Genomic DNA, 26175 nt, shown 5'->3' with positions numbered 1-26175 from the left:
TCTCTTACAAGACCACCAAACCGGCGGTCAAAGGTTACATTAAGTTAAAAGACTTCAGAGGAATAACTAGCTGTAACGAACCGGTCCGGCACGAATGCCTTGTACCTGCGCAAGCCATAAGCCGGGTTGATGAAGGGATAAAACGGGCTGAGGCGCTCGTTTGGTATAGCGAATGATGGTCGGAGGCCGCGACTCGTGGGTTAGCAACGCATTAAGCGTATCCAGTAGCGCAAGCTGTTGAATTTGCGTCGGCTCTACCTGTTCTAGCGTCTCGGCTTCCTGCACGCGGCTATAGGCGACCTGCGGTGCAAGAGCAAAAGAAAGGTGACGAATGACGGTGCGAAGCGCATGCTGCTGCCAATAGTCTACGCTGAAGGAAGGACGGCGATGCGTCTCTTGCAGCAGAGCTAGACTATTAAAGTTGGTCGCACCGTGATTTTGGCGGCTTTGGCTGGAAGATGTACTCGGCAGTGCGGTTTGATCTGGCCCGCTGGACAAGTTTGACGGCACGCCAAGACTCGCCGCGACCATCCCCAATAGGAGATGCGGCCAGAAATAACGTCTGCCAAATTGTCGCCAACGATTTAGAATACCGATCACAAGTTTAAAATCCGCCGGAGCCCTGTCAATGCGTGAAAGCCGCCCACAATTATTAGATGTTCTGTTCGACGATGCGACCGCAACGGAGAAAGGCCCACTGCACAATGTACAGCAGCGCGCAGTCGCACTGTTAAAGCTCAATCGTGCGGTAAAAGCATTGCTTCCGTCACAGTTGCAGCCTTGGTGCCGTGTGGCCAATTATCGACAGAGTATTTTGGTGCTAGAAACCGCCAACGCCAGTTGGCTAATGCGGTTACGTTACGAACAATCTAACCTGCTTTCTGCACTACGAGCGCAAATTCTACCATCATTGTCTTCAATCGACATCAGGATTAATCCTGCGTTAATGGCGAAAGGGCAGAACAAAATACAAGAAACCGCTCAGGCCGCGCAAAAAAGCGAAGAGTCAGCGCCATTACGTCACTTGAGTTTGGAAAGTGCAAAGGAATTACGAGGATTAGCGAGCCGTAGCCCAGAGAAATTGAGGACTATTTTGGAACGACTGGCTGCGTTGGCCGGAGAGAGTGCCAACGCAACCAAACGTGATAAGTAGCTTTAGTAAGCCAATACCGTAGACGGAGCTTTGAATGCCAATGGCATTTCGGCTTCGTCCTGGAACGTCACATATTCCCAAGCTTCCTGTTTTGCCAATACGGCTTGCAGTAACTTGTTATTCAGTGCGTGACCAGATTTATACGCGGTGAACGCGCCAATAATATTGTGGCCGCACATGAACAGGTCGCCGATAGCGTCCAGCATTTTGTGACGAACAAACTCATCTTCGAAGCGCAGGCCATCTTCATTCAGAACGCGGTAATCATCTACCACGATGGCACAATCGAAACTACCGCCCAGGCACAAACCGCGGGACTGCAGATATTCGATATCACGCATAAAGCCAAAAGTACGCGCACGACTGATTTGCTGCACAAATGAATCAGCAGAGAAATCCAGGCGGTAACGCTGCGTACTGGTATCTATCGCCGGGTGATTGAAATCAATGGTGAAATCTAAACGGAATCCATTGAATGGAGACAGTTCAGCCCATTTATCACCGTCTTCAACCCGAACGGTATCTTTCAGGCGCAGGAATTTCTTCGCTGAATTCAGCTCTTCAATTCCGGCGTCCAGCAGCAGGTACACGAATGGACTGGCACTGCCGTCCATGATCGGCACTTCAGGTGCATTTACTTCTATAATAATGTTATCAATCCCTAACCCCGCCAAAGCAGCGTTGAGATGTTCAACGGTAGAAATACGCACGTCATGCTCGTTGACCAGACAAGTACAGAGCATGGTATCACGCACGGATTTTGCATCTGCCGGGAAATCAACCGGTGGATTCAAGTCAGTGCGACGATAGATGACCCCGGTATTGGCCGGCGCGGGGCGCATTGTCAACGTGACTTTCTTGCCGGTATGTAAACCAACACCAGTCGCTTGAACAATACGTTTTAATGTCCTTTGTTTGATCATCGTTTTATCTCGCAATGTTATCCATCCTACCGATCTAGCATATAGGAAGATCGGTGGGACAGTTTAGCACAAAGAGCGGAGATACCAAATTTTTGGAAATTAATCAGCTTGCTTGCGCAAGAACGCTGGAATATCCAAATAATCCGGCTCTTTGTTCGTTTGAGCAGTTTGGTCGTTCACCACTTTCGCCGCAGGCTTCACTTCCTGCGGTAACGGTGACATACCGTGCTGCTGATAACGGTGATCCATCACTGGCTGAGTTTGCTTGTTGGTAACCAGCGTGATTTCCGGACGTTTGTCCATGCCGATACCAGTCGCAACCACAGTAACACGCAGCTCGTCGTTCATTTCCGGGTCTAATGAGGTACCGATAACCACGGTAGCATTATCAGACGCGAAGGCACGAATGGTGTTACCTACGGTTTCAAACTCATCCAAACGCAGGTCGAAACCAGCGGTGATGTTGACCAGAACGCCACGGGCACCAGATAAGTCGATATCTTCCAGCAACGGGCTGGAAATCGCCATTTCTGCCGCTTCCTCCGCACGATCTTCACCACAAGCGACGCCGGAACCCATCATGGCATAACCCATTTCGGACATCACGGTGCGCACGTCAGCAAAGTCGACGTTCATCAGGCCAGGACGGGTGATCAGTTCGGCGATACCCTGAACGGCACCTTTCAACACGTCGTTAGCTGCGCCGAATGCATCCAGTAAAGAGATGCCGCGACCCAGAACTTTTAACAACTTGTCGTTCGGAATAGTGATCAATGAATCAACGTGTTTAGACAACTCAGCGATACCCTGCTCAGCGAACGCCATGCGTTTCTTGCCTTCAAAGTTGAAAGGCTTGGTAACCACGGCCACTGTCAGAATACCCAGTTCTTTTGCTACTTCCGCAACTACAGGCGCAGCACCAGTACCGGTACCGCCACCCATACCTGCCGCGATGAAGACCATATCCGCGCCATCCAGTGCTGCACGCAGCGCTTCGCGATCTTCTTCCGCAGAATTACGACCCACTTCCGGGTTCGCACCAGCACCCAGACCTTTGGTAATACCGCTACCGATCTGGATAGTCTGGCCAACTGCCGTTTTACGTAGCGCCTGAGCGTCTGTATTAACGGCGAAGAATTCAACACCTTCGATGCGCTCACGCACCATGTGTTCAACGGCGTTGCCACCGCCACCGCCGACGCCGATGACTTTAATCACCGCGTCATTGGTCAGTTCCATAGGTTCAAACATAGTTTCTCTCCGTTTTGTGCCTGTCGCTTCGAGATCAAAAAATATGTTCAGCATGATCTCTTTGTTGAAACATTAAAACTCTTTTCTCAGCCAGCTATTGATACGTTTGAACCAATTGCCCACCGAGGCACGTTTTTCTACTTCTGACTCACCACTGAGATGAGATTCTTTACCGTAGTGCAATAACCCAACAGCAGTGGAGTAGTAAGGTTCCTGCGCATAATCCGTCAGCCCGGTAATATTGAGCGGTTGGCCAATACGTACCTGGGCATGAAACACCCGTTGCGCACATGCGGCCAGGCCATCAATTTGTGCCGCACCACCTGTAAGCACAATACCTGCTGCCAAGTGGTGTTTTACGCCTTGCTGACGTAATTGTTCCTGCAACTGTAAAATCTCGTCATTAACCAGGTTCAGCAATTCCGTATAGCGTGGTTCAATGACCTCGGCCAGTGTCTGTCTTTGCAGACTACGGGGAGGACGTCCGCCAACACTTGGCACTTCTACACTTTCGTCCTTGCTGACAATCGACCCGAGCGCACAGCCGTGTCGAACTTTAATCGCTTCCGCATCGGTCGGCGGAGTGCCAAAGGCGTAGGCAATATCGCTAGTGACTACGTTACCAGCGTAAGGAATCACCTTGGTGTGACGCAGTGCACCACCGGTGTACACCGCCATATCCATGGTACCGCCGCCGATATCTACCACACAAACGCCCAGTTCGCGTTCGTCTTCGGTCAATACCGCATAACTGGCGGCCAGACCGGCAAAAATAAGCTGGTCAACTTTTAGACCGCAGCGTTCAACCGCTTTGACAATATTCTTCGCCATATCGTTATGGCAGGTAATCAGGTGTACTTTGGCCTGCATCCGCACACCGGAAAGGCCAACCGGATTTTTAATACCTTCCTGATAATCAATGGCATATTCCTGAGGGATAACGTGCAGGATTCGATGTTCATCACGCACACGTACCGACTTCGCGGTATGCACTACGTTCTCTACATCTTCCTGAGTTACTTCCTCTTCTGAAATAGGAACCATCCCGATTTCATTCTGACAGCTTATATGTTTACCCGATAATGCCAGATAAACGGAGGAAATCTGGCAATCTGCCATTAACTCTGCTTGATCGATCGCACGTTGGACGCATTTCACTACCGATTCAAGATCGTTAACGCCACCCTTATCCATACCACGGGATGGGCAACTGCCAACCCCAATAATGTTGACCATGCCATCGGGCAGAACTTCCCCTACCAATGCGGAGACCTTTGCCGTACCGATCTCGAGACCCACTACCAGTTTTCTGTCCGTCGACTTGATCATTGTTGTTTTGCCTGTGCCTGATTCTGTTGCGGATTACTGTTCTGCTGGCTGCTAGCCTGCTGGTCGATAAATACCGGGGACCAACCCACCGCAGCGCCGGTGTCATAACGGAGGTCGATATAGCTAACCCGTTTATCTGGCTGCTGCTCTAGCATGGGGTACAGCTCCATAAAGCGCTGCAAACGTCCCATGCGATCATCCCGCCCCAGCTCCAGCCGAACATCGTTATCTAAGGCCAGTTGCCAAGAATGACGAGCACTCATTGCCGCCATTTTTAGCGTGTATTTATTGGCCGCTAACACCTTACTCATCGCCCGGTAGCCCTCCAGAACATCCTGTTCACTGCCTTCAGGCCCATACAGCAGCGGCAATTTCTGGCCGCCGATGCGTTCCGAAGGCACGCTAAACGACTTACCCGCGGCATCAATCATGTGTAAATCGTTCCAGCGGGCAACCGGCACATACTCCACCAAATGGATTTTCAGCTCATCCGGCCACTGCTTACGCACGCTAGCCTGCTGAATCCAGGGTAACCGTTCAATCTGCTGCTGGATGATGTTAACATCCTGCGTCATAAAGGTTCCCGGTGCGCCCAAAGCCAGAATCGCCTGGCGAATATCGTCATTGGTGGTGTAATGGCGTTCGCCGGTCACCACCAGTTTTGACAGTGGCAAACGGCTGGCATCCTTCATCCAACCTACAACGGCCCAGCCGCTCCATAGCACGGTTCCCAGCACCATCAGCAGGAAAACCAACCCCGCTAACTGGCCTCCGTTGCTCCGGCGAGCAGCGCGGGTTTCGGCGGCACGTTCCCGTGCATTCAGAGCAGCTTGCGACATATCAGTCAGCCAGCGCCAGAATGCGCGTAACCAGCTGGGAGAAACTCATCCCGGCCTGACGTGCGGCCATCGGTACCAGGCTATGGCTGGTCATACCCGGAGAGGTATTCACCTCTAACAGATAGAATTTGCCATCGCCATCCTGCATAACATCCACCCGACCCCAGCCGCTGCAACCCAGAGCCTGATAGGCCTGACGAGCCAGTTCGGCCAGCTGTTGCTCTTGTTCCGCGTTTAAACCGCTTGGGCAAAAGTATTCTGTATCATCGGATAAATACTTGGCTTCATAGTCATAAAACACACCGGCGGGCTGGATGCGGATCGAAGGCAACACTTCGTCACCCAACATTGCCACGGTGAATTCCGGGCCACTGAGCCATTTTTCAATCAGTACATCATTGTCGTGACGGAACGCTTCTTCCAACGCTACCGGCAGATTCTCAATGCGATCCACCTTACTCATGCCAACGCTAGAGCCTTCGCGGCTTGGCTTGACGATTAAAGGCAGGCCAAGCTTAGCGATCCGCTCAGCGAAGTCATCAGATGAAAGTGTTTCAAATTGTTGACGAGAGAGCGCCACAAAAGGTGAAACCCGTAAACCCAAAGCCTGCCACACTAATTTGCTGCGTAATTTGTCCATCGTCAGCGCAGAGGCCATGACGCCGCTGCCGGTATAAGGCAGTTGCAGAAACTCCAATAGCCCTTGCAGCGTACCGTCTTCACCGCCGCGGCCATGCAGAGCGATAAAGACTTTATCGAAGCCATGCTCTTTGAGCTGAGCCACAGGAAAATCAATAGTATCAATGGGATGGGCATCAACACCGCCTTCCAGCAGACCGGCTAATACCGCCGCGCCGGACATCAATGACACTTCGCGTTCAGCGGAGGTTCCACCCAGCAGTACGGCGACTTTATCAACCATGATGTTCCTCCTCTTTCACCTGAGGCTGCAATTTGGTCTCTGCCAGATTGCGCGCGATTTTACCGATATTGCCTGCTCCTTGAACCAGGATCAGATCGTTGTCATTCAATACTTTAGCTAATACTGACGGAACTGCGTCGCTATCCGTTACTAAAATTGGATCCAACTGGCCGCGATTACGAATGGTGCGGCACAGAGAACGGCTGTCGGCACCAGGAATTGGCGTTTCGCCAGCGGAATACACATCCAGCATCAGCAACACGTCCACACCTTCCAACACGTTGGCAAAGTCGTCGTACAAATCACGAGTACGGGTATAACGATGCGGCTGGAAAACCATCACGATACGTTTGTCCGGCCAACCCGCACGAGCCGCTTTAATAGTGGCATCCACTTCCGTTGGGTGATGGCCGTAATCGTCCACCAGCATCACGCTACCGCTTTTACCGTTCACATTTTCCAGCGGGAAATGACCGAGGAAATCGAAACGACGCCCGGTGCCCTGGAAACCGCTCAGCGCACGTAAAATTGCTTCGTCGTCAATGCCTTCTTCCGTTGCTACCGCAACCGCGGCGGCGGCGTTCAGTGCGTTATGACGACCCGGCGCATTCAGGGTCACCGTCAGCAAAGGTTTATCCTGACGACGCAGGGTAAAGTGACCCTGCGGGCCAATTTGCTGATAGCTGGCAATCTGTACGTCAGCATCATCGCTGAAACCGTAAGTGGTAATGTGACGACCAACGCGCGGCAGCAACTCACGCACCACAGGATCGTCCACACACATCACTGCGCGACCATAGAACGGCAGGTTGTGCAGGAAGTTAATAAATGTCTGTTTTAAATTCTCAAAGTCACCCTGATAGGTATCCATATGGTCGGCTTCGATATTGGTCACAATCGCCACCATCGGCTGCAAATGCAGGAAGGAAGCATCGCTTTCATCCGCTTCTGCAATCAGGTAACGGCTGGAGCCCAAACGCGCGTGAACGCCTGCCGCTTTCACCAAACCGCCGTTGACGAAGGTTGGATCCAACCCCGCCTCAGCGTAAATGCTGGAAACCATCGCCGTCGTGGTGGTTTTACCGTGAGTACCGGCTACCGCAATGCCGTGGCGATAACGCATCAGTTCCGCCAGCATTTCAGCGCGACGAATGACTGGAATACGCGCTTCCCGCGCGGCCACGATTTCTGGGTTATCCGCAGAAATCGCCGTTGAAACCACCACCACGCTCGCATCACGGACATTTTCCGGACGGTGATGGAAATAAATCTGCGCGCCCAATGCGCTTAACTGCTGAGTGACCGGGTTTGGCGCCAGGTCAGAACCGCTAATCTGATAGCCTTCATTTGCCAACACTTCAGCGATACCACCCATGCCAGCACCACCGATGCCGACAAAGTGAATGTGCCGGACGCGTCGCATCTCGGGCACGATAGTACGTAGTTTCGCCAGTTGTTGTGTATTCACGTTTTTCTTCACTATGTAGTTTGTTACATCTCTACAGCCCGCGTTAAACGCCAACTGTTCATTATTTCCGCCTTGAATCAAGGCTTCGCAGCAGCGATCACTTCCGCGGCCACGCGCTCGGTCGCATCCGGAATGGCAACGGCTCGTGCCTGTTCCGCCATTGCTAACAGCGTCGGTCGATCCCACTGCTGTAGCAGGCTGCTCACCGCGGAAGCAGTAAACTGCGGCTGCTCGATAATTTTGGCGGCACCGGCTTTTTCCAGCGGCAACGCATTCCAGTACTGCTGACGATCTTTATGTTGGAAAGGCACAAAAATCGCGGGTAAACCGGCGGCAGCCACTTCGCTGACCGTCAACGCGCCTGAACGGCACACCACCACGTCAGCCCAGCTATAGGCCGCAGCCATATCATCGATAAACTCGACGATTTTGTGCTGCGTCTGTCCGGCCTGTTGGTAAGCCTGCTCGACTTCAGCCAACGCACCTTTACCCACCTGATGCCATAAGGTGATTTTATCGCCCAGATCCGCCGCCACCTGCGGCATGGTTTGATTCAGCACGCGCGCACCCTGACTCCCCCCGATCACCAGCACACGCGTTGCCCCTTCACGACCGGCTAAACGTTCAGCCGGCAGCGGCAATGCCAATACGTCTGTACGAACCGGATTGCCAACCACTGCTGCGTGAGGAAATGCGCCAGGGAAAGCCTGCAATACTGTTTTGGCAATACGCGACAGCCAACGGTTGGTTAAACCTGCGATACCATTTTGCTCATGCAAAACTACCGGAACACCGTTCATCCACGCCGCCAGACCGCCGGGGCCAGAAACATAGCCGCCCATTCCCAGCACCACATCTGGCTGGTAATCACGCATGATTTTCCGCGCCTGACGAATGGCACGATAGATGCGCAACGGAGCAGTCAGTTGAGCTTTCAGCCCTTTGCCACGCAAACCGGAAATCTGAATAAAATCGATCTCAATGCCGTGTTTGGGGACCAAATCGGCTTCCATGCGATCGGCGGTGCCTAACCAACGCACCTGCCAGCCCTGCGCCATCAGATGATGCGCAACGGCCAAACCGGGGAACACATGTCCACCGGTTCCGCCTGCCATCACCATTAAACGCTTGGTTTTCCCACTCATCGGGCACTCCTTACGAACGCCTGGGCTTTCGCCAAACGCGTTTCAAAATCAATACGCAGCAGTAAAACTATGGCTGTTGACATAATCAACAGACTGGAACCACCGTAACTTATCAGGGGGAGTGTCAGACCTTTGGTCGGTAACATCCCAGCCGCAGCCCCAACGTTAACCAACGCCTGGAAACTAAACCAAACGCCGATTGAACAGGCCAAAAAGCCGGAAAACCGCTGATTAATCTCTAACGCACGACGCCCAATGGACATCGCGCGAAAAGCGACGAAGAATACCATTAACAGGGCTAAAACCACACCGAAATAGCCGAGTTCCTCCCCTAAAATCGCGAAAATAAAGTCGGTATGTGCTTCCGGCAAATACTCGAGTTTTTGCACCGAGTTACCTAAACCTTGCCCCCAGAACTCCCCGCGGCCAAACGCCATCAGAGACTGAGTGAGTTGATAACCGCTGCCAAAAGGATCTTCCCACGGGTTCCAAAACGAAGTAACCCGGCGCATACGGTAAGGCTCGGCAATGATTAGCAGGCAAACTGCAAAAATCCCGGAGCCGATAATCGCCAGGAACTGCCACATTTTGGCTCCGGCTAAAAACAGCATCGCCAGCGTAGTAATAAACAGTACCACCACGGTGCCCAAATCCGGCTGAGCCAGCAGTAGCACTGCCAGTATTACCATCACGCCCATCGGTTTGCAGAAGCCCCAGAAGTTACTCCGTACTTCTTCAACCTTGCGCACCAGATAACTGGCCAGATAGCAAAACAGCGAGAGTTTAGATAATTCCGCCGGCTGAATACGCAACGGGCCGATGGAAATCCAGCGGGATGCACCGTTAACCGAGCTACCGACTACCAATACAATTAGCAGCATCACGATGGACAGCAGCAGCATAATGTTGCTGTAGCGCTGCCAGATTTCCATCGGAATACGTAGCGTGACCAGCGACAAACCAAAGGCCAAACCGAGGTAGAGCGCGTCACGCTTGGCGAACAGGAAAGGATCGCCCGCCAAACGCTGACCGATAGGCATTGATGCCGAAGTCACCATCACAAAACCGATGATGGCTAAACCAAAGGTCAGCCACAGCAAGGTTCTGTCATAAAGCACCATACTGGTGGCGTCGCTCTCCCGCGATCCCATGACCCAGTGCTTTAACTTATTAAACAGCCCTAGCCCCAGCATACGCATCAGCCCAGCTCCTCCGCCAGACGGGCAAATTCGGTGCCCCGTTGTTCAAAACTGCGGAACTGATCCAGACTGGCGCAGGCAGGTGATAACAGCACCATATCGCCGCTTTTTAGCGTCTGTGCCAGCAATTTCATTGCCTGTTCCATGGTTTCAGTCAACTGAGAGACTTCCGGTCTCAACTGCGCTAACTGCTCGCCGTCACGGCCGAAACAATAGACTCGGACTTTGTCACCCTGTAGAAAACGGGTCAGACCGGAAAAATCAGCGGATTTACCGTCGCCACCCAGCAGTAAATGCAGAGTGCCATCGACGTATAGCCCGTCCAGCGCCGCTTCGGTGCTGCCAACGTTGGTGGCTTTGGAATCGTTAATCCAACGCACCCCGTTGTTTTCAAACACCAATTGGAAGCGATGTGCCAGCCCTGCGTAGGTGGTCAGTGCTTTTAAGCTCGATGAACGAGGGATCCCCGCCACATCAGCCAAAGCCAGCGCCGCCAACGCATTGGTATAGTTATGTCGGCCTGTCAGCTTCATTTCGCGGGTGTTCAGCACTTTCTCGCCGCGAACCCGCAGCCAGACTTCGCCCTGCTGTTTATTCAGATGGTAATCGCCCACATCAACGCCAAAGCTAATGCAGCGGCTATCGGCTCCGCGTACCGGCATGGTTAGCGCATCATCGGCGTTTACCACACAGGTTTTGGCATTTTCATAAATACGCAGTTTGGCGGCGCGATATTGTTGCAAACCAAACGGATAGCGATCGGTATGATCTTCCGTCACGTTCAAGACGGTCGCGGCGGTGGCGTGCAGACTTGAGGTGGTTTCCAGTTGGAAGCTGGATAATTCCAGCACCACCAACTGATTTTCCTGCTTCAGCAAGGTCAGAGCCGGAACGCCGATATTGCCACCGACGCCAACCTGCCAGCCTGCGGCTTTCGCCATCTCACCCACCAGCGTAGTGACCGTGCTTTTACCGTTAGAGCCGGTAATCGCAACGATCTGCGCCTGATTTTCACGGCAAAACAGTTCAATATCACCGACGATTTCAACGCCAGCTTCCGCCGCCTCACTCAACGCCGGATTAGCCAGCGCCATACCTGGGCTGGCAACGATTAAATCGGCGTCTAACAGCCATTGCTGATTCAGATCGCCCAAATGGCGCTCCAAACCGGCAGGAAGCTTATCCAGACCCGGTGGATTGATGCGGGTATCCATAACGCGCGGCGAAACGCCCCGCGTCATAAAGAAATCAACGCAGGAGAGGCCGGTTAGCCCCAGCCCAATAATGACAACTTTTTTACCCTGATAATCCACCATAATTACCGCACCTTCAGCGTCGCTAGGCCAATCAGGACCAGCATCAGCGAAATAATCCAGAAGCGCACAATCACGCGCGGCTCAGGCCAACCCTTCAGCTCATAATGATGATGAATCGGTGCCATACGGAAAATCCGCTGACCACGAAGCTTAAAGGAGCCAACCTGTAGAATCACTGACAGGGTTTCCACCACGAATACCCCGCCCATAATCAGCAACAAGAATTCCTGACGCAGCAATACGGCGATGGTGCCTAATGCGCCGCCCAGCGCCAGTGAGCCGACATCGCCCATAAAGACCTGTGCCGGATAGGTGTTGAACCATAAGAAACCTAATCCGGCGCCGACGATGGCGGTACAGACGATCACCAATTCACCGGAATGACGCAGATAAGGAATGTGCAAATAGTTGGCAAAGTTGACGTTACCCGTCGCCCAGGCCACCAACGCGAAGCCCGCAGCAACAAATACCGTTGGCATAATGGCCAAACCGTCCAAACCGTCGGTCAGGTTAACGGCGTTACTGGTCCCGACGATCACGAAGTACGCCAGTAGAACGTACATCAGCCCCAACTGGGGCATCACATCTTTAAAGAACGGCACCACCAAGAGCGTTGCCGGGGTGTCTTTACCGATGGTGTACATGGTAAAGGCAGCGGCCAGCGCGATCACCGACTGCCAGAAGTACTTCCAGCGGGCGATCAGTCCCTTGGTATCCTTGCGAACCACTTTGCGGTAATCATCGACAAAACCGACGATTCCGTAGCCCACCAGAATAAACAGTACGCACCAGACGTAAGGGTTAGACGGATAAGCCCACATTAATACCGAAATGGTAATGGAGAACAGAATCATCAGCCCGCCCATGGTTGGCGTGCCGCGTTTGCTGAAATGTGACTCCGGGCCATCGTTACGTACAACCTGACCGATTTGCAGCTTCTGCAAATAAGCAATCAGGCGCGGCCCCATCCACAAGGAGATAAACAGAGCGGTCAACAGACTGACGATGGCGCGAAACGTCAAATAGGAAAAAACGTTAAAACCGGAATAGAATTTGACCAGATATTCAGCCAGCCACACTAACATGATGCTTTCTCCTGTAACGCCTGCACAACACTTTCCATGGCAGCACTACGTGAACCTTTAATTAATACGGTGATAACTTGATGTTCGGACAACAGGGCCGCCAAACGAGCCGTCAACGCGCTCTTATCTTGAAAATGCTCGCCGTTACCGCTGGCGTGACTGATGAGCTGACTTAATTTCCCCACGCTCAACACTTTATCCACTCCGGCCAGACGGGCAGCTTCACCCACCTGACGGTGACAATCTTCTGCGGTTTCACCCAATTCGGCCATATCACCCACCACCATTACGCAGTAACCGGGCATATCGGCCAGAACCTGCGCCGCGGCGATCATGGAACCCACGTTGGCGTTATAAGTGTCATCTAGCAGCAGCTTTCCTTCGGCCAGCGAAATCGGGAATAAACGCCCTTTTACCGCTTGCAACTGAGATAAACCCTGACGCACCGCATCGACATCTGCACCGACCGACATCGCGAGGGCCGCGGCAGCCAAAGCATTGGCGATGTTATGGCGACCCGGTAACGGCAACGACACGGCTACATTGCCGAAAGGCGAATGCAGAGTGAAATCCATACCTTGCTGATGAATGCGCACATCGCTGGCATAAAAATCAGTGTCTTCACCGGCCTGCGGTGAAAAACGCCAAACCTGCTTGTGAGCCAGCGTGGACTGCCAATGCGGCCAGTCATGACTGTCAGCGTTAAGAATGGCAATACCTTTGGCTGGCAAACCGGCAAAGATTTCACCTTTCGCCTGCGCAACGCCCGCCAGTGAACCAAAGCCTTCCAGATGAGCGGCAGCCAGATTGTTCACCAATGCGGCTTCCGGGCGGCTTAAATCCGTGGTGTAGGCGATTTCGCCAATATGGTTCGCACCCAGTTCAATCACCGCAAAATCATGTTCTGGTGTTAAACGCAGTAATGTCAGCGGCACACCGATATCGTTGTTAAAGTTACCGGAGGTATACAACACGTTGCCACACTGACGCAGAATCGCTGCGGTCATCTCTTTAACCGAGGTTTTACCGGAAGAACCGGTCAACGCGACGACTCTGGCAGGCACTTGCTGACGAACCCAAGCGGCAAACTGCCCCAGAGCCAGACGGGTGTCTTTCACCACGATCTGCGGAACATCCACCAATAAGCGCTGACTTACCAACAACGCCCCAGCACCTGCGGCAACGGCTGCTTCAGCAAAATCATGAGCGTCAAAACGCTCGCCTTTCAGTGCCACAAACAGGCAACCTGCCGTCACCTGACGCGTATCGGTGGTCACTTCGGTAATCATATCGTCGTTACCGACCAGCTCAGCATTAAGCTGCTCCGCGAGGTATTGCAGGGAAACGGGAATCATGCGACCCCCCCCAGCAAACGGGCAACGGTAATACGGTCGGAATAATCCAGACGACGGTTGCCTACCAGTTGGTAATCTTCGTGACCTTTACCGGCCACCAAAACCACATCTTCTTCTTTGGCCTGCATAATCGCGCTGGTTACCGCTTCGGCGCGGCCATGAATTGCCAGCGCACGGCCCGCATCCATCAAACCGCGAAGAATATCAGCCACGATAGCCTGCGGCTCCTCGCTACGCGGGTTATCGTCGGTCACGACAACGCGATCGGCCAGCTGTTCTGCAATGGCTCCCATAAGTGGGCGCTTACCTTTGTCACGATCGCCGCCGCAGCCGAATACGCACCACAGTTGACCTTTGCAGTGCAGGCGGGCCGCCGCCAAAGCTTTTTCCAACGCATCCGGTGTATGAGCGTAATCAACGACTACCGTAGGTTTACCTGGAGCGTTAAACACTTCCATACGACCACAAACCGGCTGGAGCCTAGGTGCAGCAGTTAACAACTCCGCCAATGGATAACCCAGCGCTAACAAGGTCGACAGCGCCACCAGCAGGTTACTGACGTTAAATGCGCCCATTAGGCGGCTTTCCAACTGACCTTTACCCCAACTGGAGTCAAAAGAAATCGTAGCGCCGTTATCGTGATAATCCACGTGAGTGGCAGACAGCCAAGGACCGTTCCAGCCCTGCGGCACTTTATCTTCCATGCTGACGGCAACCGCCTGAGGCAACTGGCTCAGCCAGCGTTGCCCGACGTCATCGTCAGCATTGATAATTTTGTGTTCGGCCTGATGAGTGGAGAACAGCAGCCATTTAGCCGCTTCATAGCTCGCCATGTCGCCGTGGTAATCCAGATGGTCGCGGCTCAGGTTGGTAAACACGGCGGCGGCAAACGGCAGCGCTGCCACGCGGTTTTGCACCAGTCCGTGAGAAGAAACCTCCATCGCGGCCACTTTAGCGCCCTGTTCAACCAGAGAATGCAAAATCTGTTGCACATCAACCGCTGAGCCGGTGGTATTTTCTGTCGGCACAACCTGTCCCAGCAGCCCGTTACCCACGGTACCCATCACTGCACTGCTCTCCCCCAACGCCTGAGTCCATTGCGCCAACAGCTGCGTAGTGGTGGTTTTACCGTTGGTGCCAGTGACGCCAATTAAGCGCAACGCCGCGCCCGGCTGTTGGTAAAACTGGCCTGCCAGTTTGGATAAATGTTGATTCAGATTGCTCAGATAAATCACGGGAACGCCGTGCATTTCCGTAATGCTGGCATCTGGTGCTACGCCTTCGGCTTCAGCAATCACGGCGGCAACGCCCTGAGCAATAGCCTGCGGAATATAGCGCCGCCCGTCCGTCTGGTAGCCGACAACGGCGACAAACAGATCCCCGGCAGCCGCCACGCGGCTGTCTAATGTCATTTCCCGTAGCGCACGCCCCGGGACGTCAAGCCCCCAAGGAGCGAGTAAGTCGCGCAAATTACGATCTGCCACCTGAACCCTCTTTTTTATTAATTACTAATTCGCTTTTATCACTGGTCGGTAACGCGTCCGGTTCAACGTTCATGGTACGCAAAACGCCGCCCATAATTGCGCCAAATACCGGAGCAGAAACCGCACCGCCGTAATATTTCCCGCCCTGCGGGTCATCAATGACCACAACCAGAGCAAATCGAGGGTTGCTTGCCGGCGCGACGCCGGCGGTATACGCAAGATATCGGTTCACGTATTTGCCGTCCGGTCCGACTTTCTTCGCAGTACCGGTTTTAATCGCAATACGATAGCCTTTAATCGCAGCTTTGGTGCCCCCGCCGCCCGGTAACGCTACGCTTTCCATCATATGAACCACGGTGCGAACAATGGGCTCAGGGAAGACGCGCTCACCGGCAACCGGTGGGTCAACTTTGGTAATCGACAACGGGCGATAAATACCCATACTGCCGATCGTTGCATAGACTCGCGCTAACTGTAACGGCGTTACCATTAGCCCGTAGCCGTAAGAGAAGGTGGCCCTCTCTATGTCAGACCACCGTTGTTTTTTAGGATATAAGCCACTGCTTTCTCCGACCAACCCCAAATTGGTCGCTTTCCCAAACCCAAAACGTGAGTAAGTATCTACTAACGCTGAGGATGGCATCGCTAACGCCAGCTTAGAAACACCGACGTTACTCGACTTCTGTAGAATCCCTGTCACCGACAGCTCTGCATAACGCGCCACGTCTTTGATCTGATGGCCGTTAACAAAGTACGGCAGAGTATTCAATACGCTGTTTTCTTTGATAACGCCGTGCTGCAATGCGGTCATCACCACCATAGGCTTAACCGTAGAGCCCGGCTCGAAAATATCGGTAATTGCCCGGTTACGCATGGCTTCTTTCGGCGTACCGGTTAGGTTGTTCGGGTTGTAAGAAGGGCTGTTGGCCATTGCCAGCACTTCGCCGGTGTTCACATCCACCAGCACTGCGGTTCCTGATTCAGCTTTGTTGAACGCCACCGCATTGTTCAATTCGCGATAAACCAGCGCTTGTAGGCGTTCATCGACGCTCAGCGCCAGATTATGTGCCGCCTGACTATCCACAGAGGAGATATCTTCGATCACCCGACCATAGCGGTCTTTACGCACCGTACGTTCGCCCGGTTGACCGGTTAGCCAGCGATCGAAGCTTTTCTCAACCCCTTCAATTCCCTGACCATCGATATTGGTCACGCCGATGATATGCGCCATAACCTGCCCCGCAGGGTAGTAGCGGCGGGATTCCTGACGCAGATAGATACCCGGCAATTTCAACTTATGGATATAGTCACCAATAGCCGGATTGACCTGACGCGCCAGATAAACAAAGCGACCTTTCGGATTCGCGTTAATGCGGGAAGCCAACTGATCGAGAGGGATTTCCAGCGCGTCGGACAGGGCTTTCCAGCGCGTATCCAGCGTAATTCCGCCACGTTCCTGCAGTTCTTTCGGATCGGCCCAAATGGCATTCACCGGAACACTCACCGCCAGAGGTCGCCCGGCTCGATCGCTTATCATGCCGCGAGCGGTAGGTACGGATTGAACCCGCAGCGAACGCATGTCGCCTTCCCGTACCAATTTGTCTGGATTGATCACTTGCAGGTAGGCAGTGCGTAGCATCAGCCCAACCAAAGCCAGTAAAATACAGCCGCACAGCAATGCAAAACGCCAGCTTATAAAGCTGGCTTGTTCTTCCTGCCGTTTCAACTTACCGGGGCGCGCTGCTTTCATGCGTTACCTTGGCTACTCCGAGTCATGGTGAGTGCAAATTTAATCATTGTTTAACCACAATGTTTTCTTGTGCTGGATCAACGTGCTGCATTTTTAACTTATCAGTAGCGATACTCTCGACCCGGCTGTGATCGCCCAAGGCGTTCTCTTCCAGAATCAGGTTACGCCACTCGATGTCCAGAGCATCACGCTCCAGCACCAGCTGCTCACGTTCGGCGGTCAGCAACCGGGTGCGGTGAGCGGTTGTCACCACTAACACCGCAGAGATCAACACCGCAACCAGCAGAATCAATGGAATCTTGGCATTACGGAGTAAATCTCCGCCAATGACCCCTACCAAGCCGTGGCGTTCGTTGCCTATCACGCGTTAATCCTCTCTGCAAAACGCAGTACGGAGCTACGCGCCCGTGGGTTTTCCGCAACTTCCGCGTCGGAAGGCATCATTTTCCCTACGGATTTCAAATTACGTCCGCCCAGACTCTGTAACTGCTCCTCCGTTAACGGCAGACCGGCAGGCACTTTCGGCCCACGGCTTTGGTTACGGATAAAGTTTTTAACAATACGATCTTCAAGGGAATGGAAACTGATGACGGAGAGACGACCACCGGGAGCTAATACTTCCAGCGCACCTTCCAATGCTCGTTCGATTTCTTCCAGTTCGCTGTTGATATAAATGCGAATCGCCTGGAAACTGCGGGTGGCCGGATGCTTGTGCTTTTCGCGGAATGGGCTGGCGTTAGCAATCAAATTAGCCAGCTCAGTGGTGCGAGTCATCGGCTGGGTCAGGTTGCGCTCAACAATGGCGCGAGCCAGACGTTTGGCAAAGCGCTCTTCACCAAAGGTTTTCAATACCCAGGCAATGTCGTCAGCGCCAGCTTTCATCAACCACTCGGCGGCAGAAATGCCACGCGAAGGATCCATGCGCATATCCAGCGGCCCGTCACGCATAAAGGAAAAACCGCGTTCTGGATCGTCTAACTGCGGTGAAGAAACGCCCAGGTCCAACAGTACGCCATCGATCTTCCCGACTAAGTCCAATTCCCGCACATAATCTGCTAATTCAGAAAACGGACCGTGTACGATTGAGAAACGCGGATCGGTAATGGATTTCGCTGCTTCAATAGCTTGCGGGTCGCGGTCAATTGCTATCAAACGCCCTTCCGGCCCAAGTTGAGACAGAATCAGACGTGAATGGCCACCACGACCAAAAGTTCCGTCGATATAAATGCCGTTACTGCGAATGTTCAGGCCGTTAACTGCCTCATCCAGCAGCACGCTTGTGTGCTTATAATTATCTACCATGCTTATAGCGATAAGTCCTGTAGCCGCTCAGATAAAGGTTCCTGAGTCGACTGTTGTGCGTCTATGTCATCCTTGACTTGTTGATACCAGGTCTGTTCATCCCACAGTTCAAACTTGTTGAACTGCCCAACCAGCATCACTTCTTTACTCAGCCCGGCGTGTTGACGCAGCGTATTTGCAATCAACAAACGCCCGGAACCATCCATCTGGCATTCGCTAGCATGCCCCAACAGCAAACGCTGAATACGGCGCTCGGCAGGAACCATGCTCGACAGACGAGAAAGTTTTTGTTCAATGATTTCCCATTCGGGCAAAGGATAAAGCAACAGGCATGGTTGGTGAAGGTCGATAGTGCAGACCATCTGTCCTCGCGATTCCTCGTTCAGCAAATCCCGATAACGGGTAGGTACGGCAAGCCGCCCTTTGCTGTCGAGGTTAACCATCGTTGCCCCACGAAACATCGTTGAGTCACCCCTTCATGGCCTTATTTGCCACTTTATCCCACAAATCCCCACATTAAAGAGTTTACGGATGGTATGAAAACCTTGTCAAGCCAGAGCAGATGCGGTTTGGCAATATTTATGGGTGTATTTTGAGATATATCTTGTAGAAGGGGCGTTTTCAGCAAGTAGCGTGGAAATTAACGTCATGATAAACGGGCTATTTTTCCGCCGGATGATTTTACTGATTAAATAACGATTAATTTAGCAATTAATTGTCACATTAATTCCTTCTGCAAGGGATGTCTCATTTCCAGTATAAAAATTGCACAATGCAAAATATTAGGAATTAGGCCTATCTCCCGCAGTGACTGGCTGCGCCGGGGAATGTTAATGCAGAACATTCCTGCGGATAATCTTCGTAAATAATGCCCATTAAAATTACCAGGCGTTCACCGTGGGCGCATTTTACTTCAATTACTCAGAGGAATATGAATCTATTTTGAAATAAATTATTAGCCGCTGATTACCCGCCGCTTTTTAATAAGAGAATGCATCTTAAGAAAAGTCCCAAATTAGTAGCGCAGCGCCAATGTATTTTTCCCGCCTTTCAATATGGCTATTAAGCGCTAATCAAATTCCCCATTGACGCTTAAAACCACCAGCGAACTTAATTCATTGTTTTTAAATAATAAACACTCAACCCTCCGCGTAATTCACCATAAAAAAGTCTTTACAGGTCAGTTGGAAGTATAAAAATCAGACAAATGTTAAAAATAGAAATTTTCAGCTAGTTATATTAAACAAAGCAGTCATGTAAACTACAGTAAAAACAAAATACCAAATAATACCCCATAAACCAACAAAAAATAGAAACATACCACCAATAATAGCTGTGCATATTTAACCTATTAACGGATTTTCCCCCAATCTGGGAGGTAATGACGATGTTTTCTACTGATTCTCGCTTACGTAGCGCCGTTGCAGATACCTTTGCTCTTGTGGTGTATTGCTTTATCACCGGTATGGCGATTGAAATACTGATTTCAGGTATGACCTTTGAGCAGTCGCTTTCTTCACGCTTGCTTTCCATACCGGTTAACATCCTGATTGCTTGGCCTTACGGCATGTATCGGGACAGTTTTATCCGTTTCGCTCAACGATGCGCGGGACAACATTTTTGGGCGAAAAATCTGGCCGACCTACTGGCCTACGTCAGTTTTCAGTCTCCGGTTTACGCTATTATTCTGTGGACGGTCGGTGCAGATTTCCAGCAGATCGTCACGGCAGTAGCCAGTAATGCGGTCGTTTCTATGGTAATGGGCGTGGCCTACGGCTATTTTCTGGAATATTGCCGCCGCCTGTTCCGCGTAGCCGGGTACGTGTGAGACAAGCATCGAAGTAACAGCGACAAATATGATTCGGGCACCGATTAAGGTGCCCGATTGCATTTTAGCGAAAGTATTCAGCGCGTTATTTGCGGCTTAAACTACCGCGACGGAACAGATTACGACGAATACGCGTCAAGCCCGGTTTCGGTTTATGCGGTTCATCCAGACTGGCCAGCACCAATTCCAATACTCTTTCCGCCACGTCACGGTGACGCTGCGCCACCGCCAACACTGGGCATTCCAGAAAATCCAACAGCTCATTATCACCAAAGGTGGCGATAGCCAGATTGGTGGGCAGGCGGCCACTTTGCTGCAAAGTGACATCCAGCACGCCCTGTAGCAATTGAAAGGAAGTGGTGAACAACGCCTGCGGCATTGGGTGAGTTTTCAGCCATTCGGCAAACTTCACTCCGGAAGCTTCCCGCTCATAGCTATTTGCATACAGATAATCCACTTTACGCGGATCGTCCTGCCAGGCCTCGCGGAAACCCTGTTCACGTAGGAAGCTCACCGAAAGCTCCGGTAAAGCACCGAGATACAGAACGGATTCCGCAGGGAAAGTGCGTAGCTCTCGCGCCAGCATCAAGGCATCGTCCTGATCGGCCCCCACAACGCTAATAAAGTGCTCGCGATCCAACGCTCTATCTAACGCAATGATAGGTAAGGGTTTATCTACCCAGCGTTGATAAAACGGATGTTCTGGCGGCAGCGCCGTCGAAACGATAATCGCATCAACCTGACGTTGTAACAGATGCTCAATACAACGCATCTCGTTATCAGGCTGATCTTCAGAACAGGCGATCAAGAGCTGATAGCCGCGCTGACGCGCCTGCCGCTCAAGATAATTCGCAATACGTGTATAACTGGTATTTTCAAGATCCGGAATCACCAGACCAATGGATCGGGTTCTGCCCGCGCGCAAACCTGCCGCTACGGCATTAGGGTGATAATTGTGTTCACGTACCACAGCCATCACTTTTTCTACTGTTTTATCGCTGACCCGGTACTGCTTCGCTTTGCCATTAATGACATAACTGGCCGTTGTGCGCGAAACACCCGCGAGACGCGCGATTTCATCCAGTTTCACGTTAACCCCTTATAAACCCTGTAAAGTTATGAAAAGCAGATCTGTCTGCCGGGTTTTATATACATAATTTAACTATGGATATAACCCATGATAGATCTAACCGCAGAACACTCCATTGAGCAACCGCTTTCACCTTAGGATGTCACTATCAGGCTTAAAAATGCAAAAAAAAGCTCTGCTTCAAAGCAGAGCCTCAGATTTATCTCGTTTATATGCCTGATTTCGGCTTAACGCATGATTTTTTCACCGCGAGAAACGCCAACAATGCCGGAGCGAGCAACTTCAACAATCTCAGCCACTTCCCGCACCGCATTAAGAAATGCGTCCAGTTTGTCGCTGGTTCCCGCTAATTGAACGGTGTACAGCGTCGCGGTAACGTCAACGATCTGGCCGCGGAAAATCTCGGTGCAACGTTTGATTTCTTCACGTCCGTAACCGCTAGCCTGTAGTTTCACCAACATGATTTCGCGCTCAACGTGCGCACCGGGCACCAGTTCGCTGACTCTCAATACGTCCACCAGCTTATGCAGTTGTTTCTCAATCTGCTCCAGTACTTTTTCGTCACCCACGGTTTGGATGGTCATACGGGACAGAGTGGGATCGTCTGTAGGTGCCACGGTCAAGCTTTCAATGTTATATCCGCGCTGCGAAAACAGGCCGACAACCCGAGACAACGCCCCTGATTCGTTTTCCAATAATACTGATAAAATCCGGCGCATCATTAGGTCCTCTCCGTTTTGCTTAACCACATTTCGTCCATACCGCCACCGCGAATTTGCATCGGGTAAACGTGCTCGGTTTCATCAACGGTGACATCCACAAATACCAGACGATTGGTTTCGGAAAGCAGCGTTAATGCTTCGGCCAGTTTTGCCTCCAGCTCGCCTGGGGTACGAATGGCGATCCCGATATGTCCGTAGGCTTCAGCCAGTTTGACAAAATCAGGCAGAGATTCCATATAGGATTGCGAATGGCGGCCAGAGTAAATCATATCCTGCCATTGTTTCACCATGCCCAGATAACGGTTGTTCAGGTTCAGCACCAACACCGGCAAGTTATACTGCAATGCCGTCGATAACTCCTGAATATTCATTTGGATACTCCCGTCACCGGTTACGCAAACCACGGTTTCATCCGGTAACGCCAGCTTGACGCCCAGCGCCGCCGGTAGGCCAAAGCCCATGGTTCCCAAACCGCCAGAGTTGATCCAACGGCGCGGTTTATCAAACGGATAGTACAGCGCAGCAAACATCTGGTGCTGCCCGACATCAGAAGTCACATAAGCATCACCTTTGGTCAAACGATGCAGAGTTTCAATTACCGCCTGAGGCTTAATACTGCCGCTTTCTTTGTTGTAACCCAGGCAATCACGAGCGCGCCATTGTTCGATAGACTGCCACCAATCGCGAAGCGCATCGAAATCCTGCGCACAGTCGATTTGTGTCGCCAGCTCCAGCATTTGCTTCAGCACCTGTTTGGCGTCGCCAACAATAGGAATATCGGCATTTACCGTTTTCGAAATAGAAGTTGGGTCGATATCAATATGCAGAACAGTGGCATTCGGACAATATTTAGCCAAATTATTCGTAGTACGATCATCGAAACGTACCCCTACGGCAAAGATCAAATCCGCGTTGTGCATCGCCATATTGGCTTCAAAAGTACCGTGCATTCCAAGCATGCCTACGCTTTGGCGATGTGTCCCTGGGAAACCACCTAAACCCATTAACGACGTCGTCACCGGAAGATTCAGTTTCTCTGCCAGAGTGAGCAATTCTTCGTGGCAGGCGGCGTTTATCGCCCCACCGCCCACGTACATAATGGGTTTTCTGGCAGCCAGAATGGTTTGCAACGCGCGTTTAATCTGCCCGCGATGGCCTTGTACCGTTGGATTATATGAACGCAGGCTAACCTGCTCTGGATAGGCATAAGGCAGTCTCAGCGCCGGGCTGACAATATCCTTCGGCAAATCAATCACTACTGGACCAGGGCGTCCACTTGAGGCCAGATAAAAGGCTTTTTTCAGCACGGAAGGAATATCTTCGGTGCGCTTAACCAGAAAACTGTGTTTTACCACTGGACGGGAAATACCGACCATGTCGCATTCCTGAAAAGCATCATAGCCAATGAGCGAGCTAGGTACCTGCCCTGACAGCACCACCATTGGAATAGAATCCATATAGGCTGTAGCAATCCCGGTTATGGCATTGGTCGCACCGGGGCCGGAAGTCACCAGCACAACCCCGACTTCGCCCGTGGCACGAGCATAGCCATCGGCCATGTGTACTGCACCTTGTTCATGACGAACCAGAATATGATCGATTCCCCCAACCGTGTGCAGGGCATCGTAGATATCAAGTACGGCCCCGCCGGGATAACCGAATACATGTTTTACGCCCTGATCGATTAACGATCGGACCACCATCTCGGCTCCTGACAACATCTCCATGGTTTTGCCTCCGGGCTTAGTTTTACTTTTTTGGACAACAGAAAAACATTTCTACGTCGTCCTGTAGGAAAGGCACGAGGCCCAACTCTGGTTATTTTTCGAATAGGATTAATTAACATAACGTCAGAATTTCTAGCAGGCAAACGGCAAATCAGGTGCTAAGAGGAGGTTCAATCTGTGACACGCTGTATTCATTAATTTTACAAAAATAAAACACTAGCAAGACCGTACATTTTGTCGGGATTGTGTCGGAGGGTGAATCAATAACAGAACTAAATGAGGTAATGACTTTTGCCGGAATATTGAGCAAAACCGTGATTCGCGCTACAAGAACGATGGGAAGAGCAAGCTGGCGTCAAAAAACACCAAGCCCCGCGTGCTACACCTGGTTTCCAGATGCTGCCCGCAGGGCTTGTAGATAACCATCGCTCATCCGATTAATGGGTCAGCATATTAATCACGATACATAGAATCAATTTCAAACTGATAGCGTTGAGAAATAATTTTGCGACGCAGTTTAAGCGTTGGCGTCAACTCGCCAGACTCCATTGAGAAAGCCTTTGGCAACAGCGTAAAGCGCTTTACCTGCTCAAATTTCGACAACTCTTTCTGCATATCTTTCAAACGCTGTTCAAACATTTCCACAATGTGGCTATGACGCAGCAGTTCCAGACGATCGTGATATTTTAAATTGATCGATTTGGCATATTCTTCCAATGATTCGAAACAAGGCACGATCAATGCAGAGACGAATTTGCGCGTATCGGCGATCACGGCAATTTGCTCTATAAAACGATCCTGACCCAAGGTGCCTTCGATCATCTGCGGAGCAATGTATTTGCCCCCCGATGTTTTCATCAAATCTTTCAACCGTTCGGTGATAAACAGGTTACCTGCGCTATCAATGGCACCCGCATCGCCGGTTTTTAACCAGCCGTCTTCAGTAAAGGTCGCCGCCGTTTCTTCCGGCTTATTCAGGTAGCCACGCATCACTATTGGCCCACGAACCTGAATTTCATTTTCCGCGCCGAGACGCACTTCAATACCCGGCAACGGCTTGCCGATTGAACCAAAGCGGAAATCATTTTCTTCCCAGCAGGAAACCGTAGCGCAGGTTTCCGTCATGCCGTAGCCATATTTGATATTGATTCCAATGGACTGGAAAAACAAAATGATATTGTCATCTAGGCGCGCACCGGCTGCCGGTAAAAATCGCACGCGACCACCGAGCACATTACGCAACTTTTGCAGCACTAAACGATCGGCCAAAGCGAACAAACGATCGGAAAACCATGAGGATTTGCGTGCTTCCTGCTGACGGCGGAATTGTTTCTCACCGCAGCTTACCGCCCAGTGGAACAACGCCCGGCGATGCGGTTTGGCTTGCGCGACTTTCTCATGAATCGCCGAAAAAACCTTTTCATAGAAACGAGGAACGGCACACATGACGGTTGGGCTAACGGCCTGCATCGCCTGACGAACCCAGTCAGTATTACTGATGTAGACATTTTGCGCACCGGTATGCATCACGTAGAAACTCCACGCGCGCTCAAAAACGTGAGAAAGCGGCAGGAAACTCAGGGAAACATCATCGGTAGTTAGCGTTAAGCGCTCATCATGCAAATATAGCTGCGCCGCCATATTACGGTAGTCCAGCATCACCCCTTTAGGTTCACCGGTGGTTCCCGAGGTATAAATTAGGGTAAACAGATCGTCTAAATCACAGCTATCGATACGCATATTCAGCAAAAACTGCAGTGTTTCATCGGGAGCGATGTCGAATGAAGCAAGGTGCTGAGCATACTCGCAGCCACGTAAATCAACCGTCGGATCCAGCGCTACGATAGTTTCCAACTGCGGACACAGGCTTTTCAGCGTTATCGCCACATCATACTGCGACTGCTCACCGACAAACAGAATGCGGATATCGGCGTCATTGACGACAAAGGCCGCCTGCGCCGACGTATTGGTCGCATAAAGTGGAACGCTGATCGCACGGATTTGCAAAATAGCCAAATCCACTAAAGACCACGCCATGCTGTTATTAGCAAAAATACCCACTTTGTCCTGCACCGCTACACCTTTAGACAGCAGCGCAGCAGAAATGCGTTGAACCTGATGGCCTACTTGCTGCCAGCTAAGTTGAGTTTCTGCTGCGGGAGACCACTGGCGGAAGGCCGTCTGATCAGCACGATGTTTAATTTGCTGATGCAATCGACGCACCAAGTGGTATTGCTGCAATTTATCTATCATAGAAATGCTGCCCAGGGTTGAAATAAAAAAATGT

Annotated in this window: 23 protein-coding genes; 2 read left to right on the top strand and 21 right to left on the bottom strand. The window is 51.6% G+C overall.

Features of this window, described 5'->3' with window-relative positions:
* Positions 1–66: 66 nt before the first annotated feature.
* Positions 67–600 carry a secA translation cis-regulator SecM gene (secM, locus tag ACQ4OC_RS07825; RefSeq protein WP_064516430.1) on the bottom strand — a complete coding sequence of 178 codons (534 nt, stop codon included), beginning with the start codon at positions 598–600 and terminating at the stop codon, positions 67–69.
* A 28-nt stretch (positions 601–628) separates the two neighbouring features.
* On the opposite strand from secM, the gene ACQ4OC_RS07820 reads away from it, so the two are divergent.
* Positions 629–1153, top strand: a complete 525-nt coding sequence (locus ACQ4OC_RS07820; RefSeq protein ID WP_064516428.1) for a DUF721 domain-containing protein — start codon at positions 629–631, stop codon at positions 1151–1153.
* Between the two features lie 2 nt (positions 1154–1155).
* Here ACQ4OC_RS07820 and lpxC read toward each other — a convergent pair whose 3' ends face one another.
* The 16 genes from lpxC to mraZ all read right to left on the bottom strand — a co-directional run bounded on the left by lpxC (position 1156) and on the right by mraZ (position 18982).
* Positions 1156–2076, bottom strand: coding sequence for a UDP-3-O-acyl-N-acetylglucosamine deacetylase (gene lpxC, locus ACQ4OC_RS07815; RefSeq protein WP_049598790.1), 921 nt, complete (start codon positions 2074–2076; stop codon positions 1156–1158).
* Positions 2077–2175: 99 nt separating this feature from the next.
* The gene (ftsZ, locus tag ACQ4OC_RS07810; protein WP_064516425.1) at positions 2176–3327 is read right to left on the bottom strand and encodes a cell division protein FtsZ; all 1152 of its coding nucleotides are present in this window, start codon (positions 3325–3327) and stop codon (positions 2176–2178) included.
* A gap of 72 nt (positions 3328–3399) precedes the next feature.
* Positions 3400–4656, bottom strand: coding sequence for a cell division protein FtsA (gene ftsA / locus ACQ4OC_RS07805; RefSeq protein ID WP_049598793.1), 1257 nt, complete (start codon positions 4654–4656; stop codon positions 3400–3402).
* The gene (gene ftsQ / locus ACQ4OC_RS07800; RefSeq protein WP_049598796.1) at positions 4653–5495 is read right to left on the bottom strand and encodes a cell division protein FtsQ; all 843 of its coding nucleotides are present in this window, start codon (positions 5493–5495) and stop codon (positions 4653–4655) included. The genes ftsA and ftsQ overlap by 4 nt, the downstream gene beginning before the upstream one ends.
* Position 5496: 1 nt before the next feature.
* Positions 5497–6417 carry a D-alanine--D-alanine ligase gene (locus ACQ4OC_RS07795; RefSeq protein WP_064516424.1) on the bottom strand — a complete coding sequence of 307 codons (921 nt, stop codon included), beginning with the start codon at positions 6415–6417 and terminating at the stop codon, positions 5497–5499.
* Positions 6410–7885 carry a UDP-N-acetylmuramate--L-alanine ligase gene (gene murC, locus ACQ4OC_RS07790; RefSeq protein ID WP_064518446.1) on the bottom strand — a complete coding sequence of 492 codons (1476 nt, stop codon included), beginning with the start codon at positions 7883–7885 and terminating at the stop codon, positions 6410–6412. The genes ACQ4OC_RS07795 and murC overlap by 8 nt, the downstream gene beginning before the upstream one ends.
* 77 nt (positions 7886–7962) lie before the next feature.
* Complete coding sequence (murG, locus tag ACQ4OC_RS07785; RefSeq protein WP_064516422.1) at positions 7963–9030, bottom strand: undecaprenyldiphospho-muramoylpentapeptide beta-N-acetylglucosaminyltransferase; 1068 nt, start codon at positions 9028–9030, stop codon at positions 7963–7965.
* Positions 9027–10229 carry a cell division protein FtsW gene (gene ftsW, locus ACQ4OC_RS07780; RefSeq protein ID WP_049598811.1) on the bottom strand — a complete coding sequence of 401 codons (1203 nt, stop codon included), beginning with the start codon at positions 10227–10229 and terminating at the stop codon, positions 9027–9029. The genes murG and ftsW overlap by 4 nt, the downstream gene beginning before the upstream one ends.
* The gene (gene murD, locus ACQ4OC_RS07775; RefSeq protein WP_064516421.1) at positions 10229–11545 is read right to left on the bottom strand and encodes a UDP-N-acetylmuramoyl-L-alanine--D-glutamate ligase; all 1317 of its coding nucleotides are present in this window, start codon (positions 11543–11545) and stop codon (positions 10229–10231) included. The genes ftsW and murD overlap by 1 nt, the downstream gene beginning before the upstream one ends.
* Before the next feature lie 2 nt (positions 11546–11547).
* Positions 11548–12630, bottom strand: a complete 1083-nt coding sequence (gene mraY / locus ACQ4OC_RS07770) for a phospho-N-acetylmuramoyl-pentapeptide-transferase (RefSeq protein WP_049598817.1) — start codon at positions 12628–12630, stop codon at positions 11548–11550.
* Positions 12624–13985, bottom strand: coding sequence for a UDP-N-acetylmuramoyl-tripeptide--D-alanyl-D-alanine ligase (gene murF, locus ACQ4OC_RS07765; protein WP_064516420.1), 1362 nt, complete (start codon positions 13983–13985; stop codon positions 12624–12626). Before murF ends, mraY begins: the two co-directional genes overlap by 7 nt.
* On the bottom strand, positions 13982–15469 hold the full coding sequence (gene murE, locus ACQ4OC_RS07760; RefSeq protein ID WP_064516418.1) for a UDP-N-acetylmuramoyl-L-alanyl-D-glutamate--2,6-diaminopimelate ligase: 1488 nt from the start codon (positions 15467–15469) through the stop codon (positions 13982–13984). Before murE ends, murF begins: the two co-directional genes overlap by 4 nt.
* Positions 15456–17219, bottom strand: coding sequence for a peptidoglycan glycosyltransferase FtsI (locus tag ACQ4OC_RS07755; protein ID WP_064516417.1), 1764 nt, complete (start codon positions 17217–17219; stop codon positions 15456–15458). Before ACQ4OC_RS07755 ends, murE begins: the two co-directional genes overlap by 14 nt.
* A 43-nt stretch (positions 17220–17262) precedes the next feature.
* Positions 17263–17583 (bottom strand): cell division protein FtsL, encoded by a 321-nt coding sequence (gene ftsL / locus ACQ4OC_RS07750; protein ID WP_064516415.1) that lies wholly within the window; start codon positions 17581–17583, stop codon positions 17263–17265.
* A complete protein-coding gene (gene rsmH / locus ACQ4OC_RS07745) occupies positions 17580–18521 on the bottom strand; it encodes a 16S rRNA (cytosine(1402)-N(4))-methyltransferase RsmH (protein ID WP_064516413.1) in 942 nt (313 codons plus the stop codon). The genes ftsL and rsmH overlap by 4 nt, the downstream gene beginning before the upstream one ends.
* A 2-nt stretch (positions 18522–18523) precedes the next feature.
* Positions 18524–18982 (bottom strand): division/cell wall cluster transcriptional repressor MraZ, encoded by a 459-nt coding sequence (gene mraZ / locus ACQ4OC_RS07740; protein ID WP_064516409.1) that lies wholly within the window; start codon positions 18980–18982, stop codon positions 18524–18526.
* A 926-nt stretch (positions 18983–19908) separates the two neighbouring features.
* On the opposite strand from mraZ, the gene ACQ4OC_RS07735 reads away from it, so the two are divergent.
* The gene (locus ACQ4OC_RS07735; RefSeq protein ID WP_064516406.1) at positions 19909–20349 is read left to right on the top strand and encodes an L-alanine exporter AlaE; all 441 of its coding nucleotides are present in this window, start codon (positions 19909–19911) and stop codon (positions 20347–20349) included.
* Between the two features lie 85 nt (positions 20350–20434).
* On the opposite strand, the gene cra is transcribed toward ACQ4OC_RS07735, so the two are convergent.
* The 4 genes from cra to ACQ4OC_RS07715 form a co-directional block, all read right to left on the bottom strand.
* Entirely contained in the window at positions 20435–21439 is a 1005-nt protein-coding gene (gene cra, locus ACQ4OC_RS07730; RefSeq protein WP_064516402.1) for a catabolite repressor/activator, read from the bottom strand.
* A gap of 227 nt (positions 21440–21666) precedes the next feature.
* Entirely contained in the window at positions 21667–22158 is a 492-nt protein-coding gene (gene ilvN / locus ACQ4OC_RS07725; RefSeq protein ID WP_049599104.1) for an acetolactate synthase small subunit, read from the bottom strand.
* Between the two features lie 2 nt (positions 22159–22160).
* Positions 22161–23888, bottom strand: a complete 1728-nt coding sequence (ilvI, locus tag ACQ4OC_RS07720) for an acetolactate synthase 3 large subunit (RefSeq protein WP_064516400.1) — start codon at positions 23886–23888, stop codon at positions 22161–22163.
* A gap of 453 nt (positions 23889–24341) precedes the next feature.
* Positions 24342–26141, bottom strand: coding sequence for an AMP-dependent synthetase/ligase (locus ACQ4OC_RS07715; protein WP_430971063.1), 1800 nt, complete (start codon positions 26139–26141; stop codon positions 24342–24344).
* Positions 26142–26175 lie beyond the last annotated feature (34 nt).

Source organism: Yersinia sp. J1 (assembly GCF_050586585.1).
Lineage (GTDB): Bacteria > Pseudomonadota > Gammaproteobacteria > Enterobacterales > Enterobacteriaceae > Yersinia > Yersinia entomophaga.
This window is presented reverse-complemented; position numbering and strand designations above follow the sequence as displayed.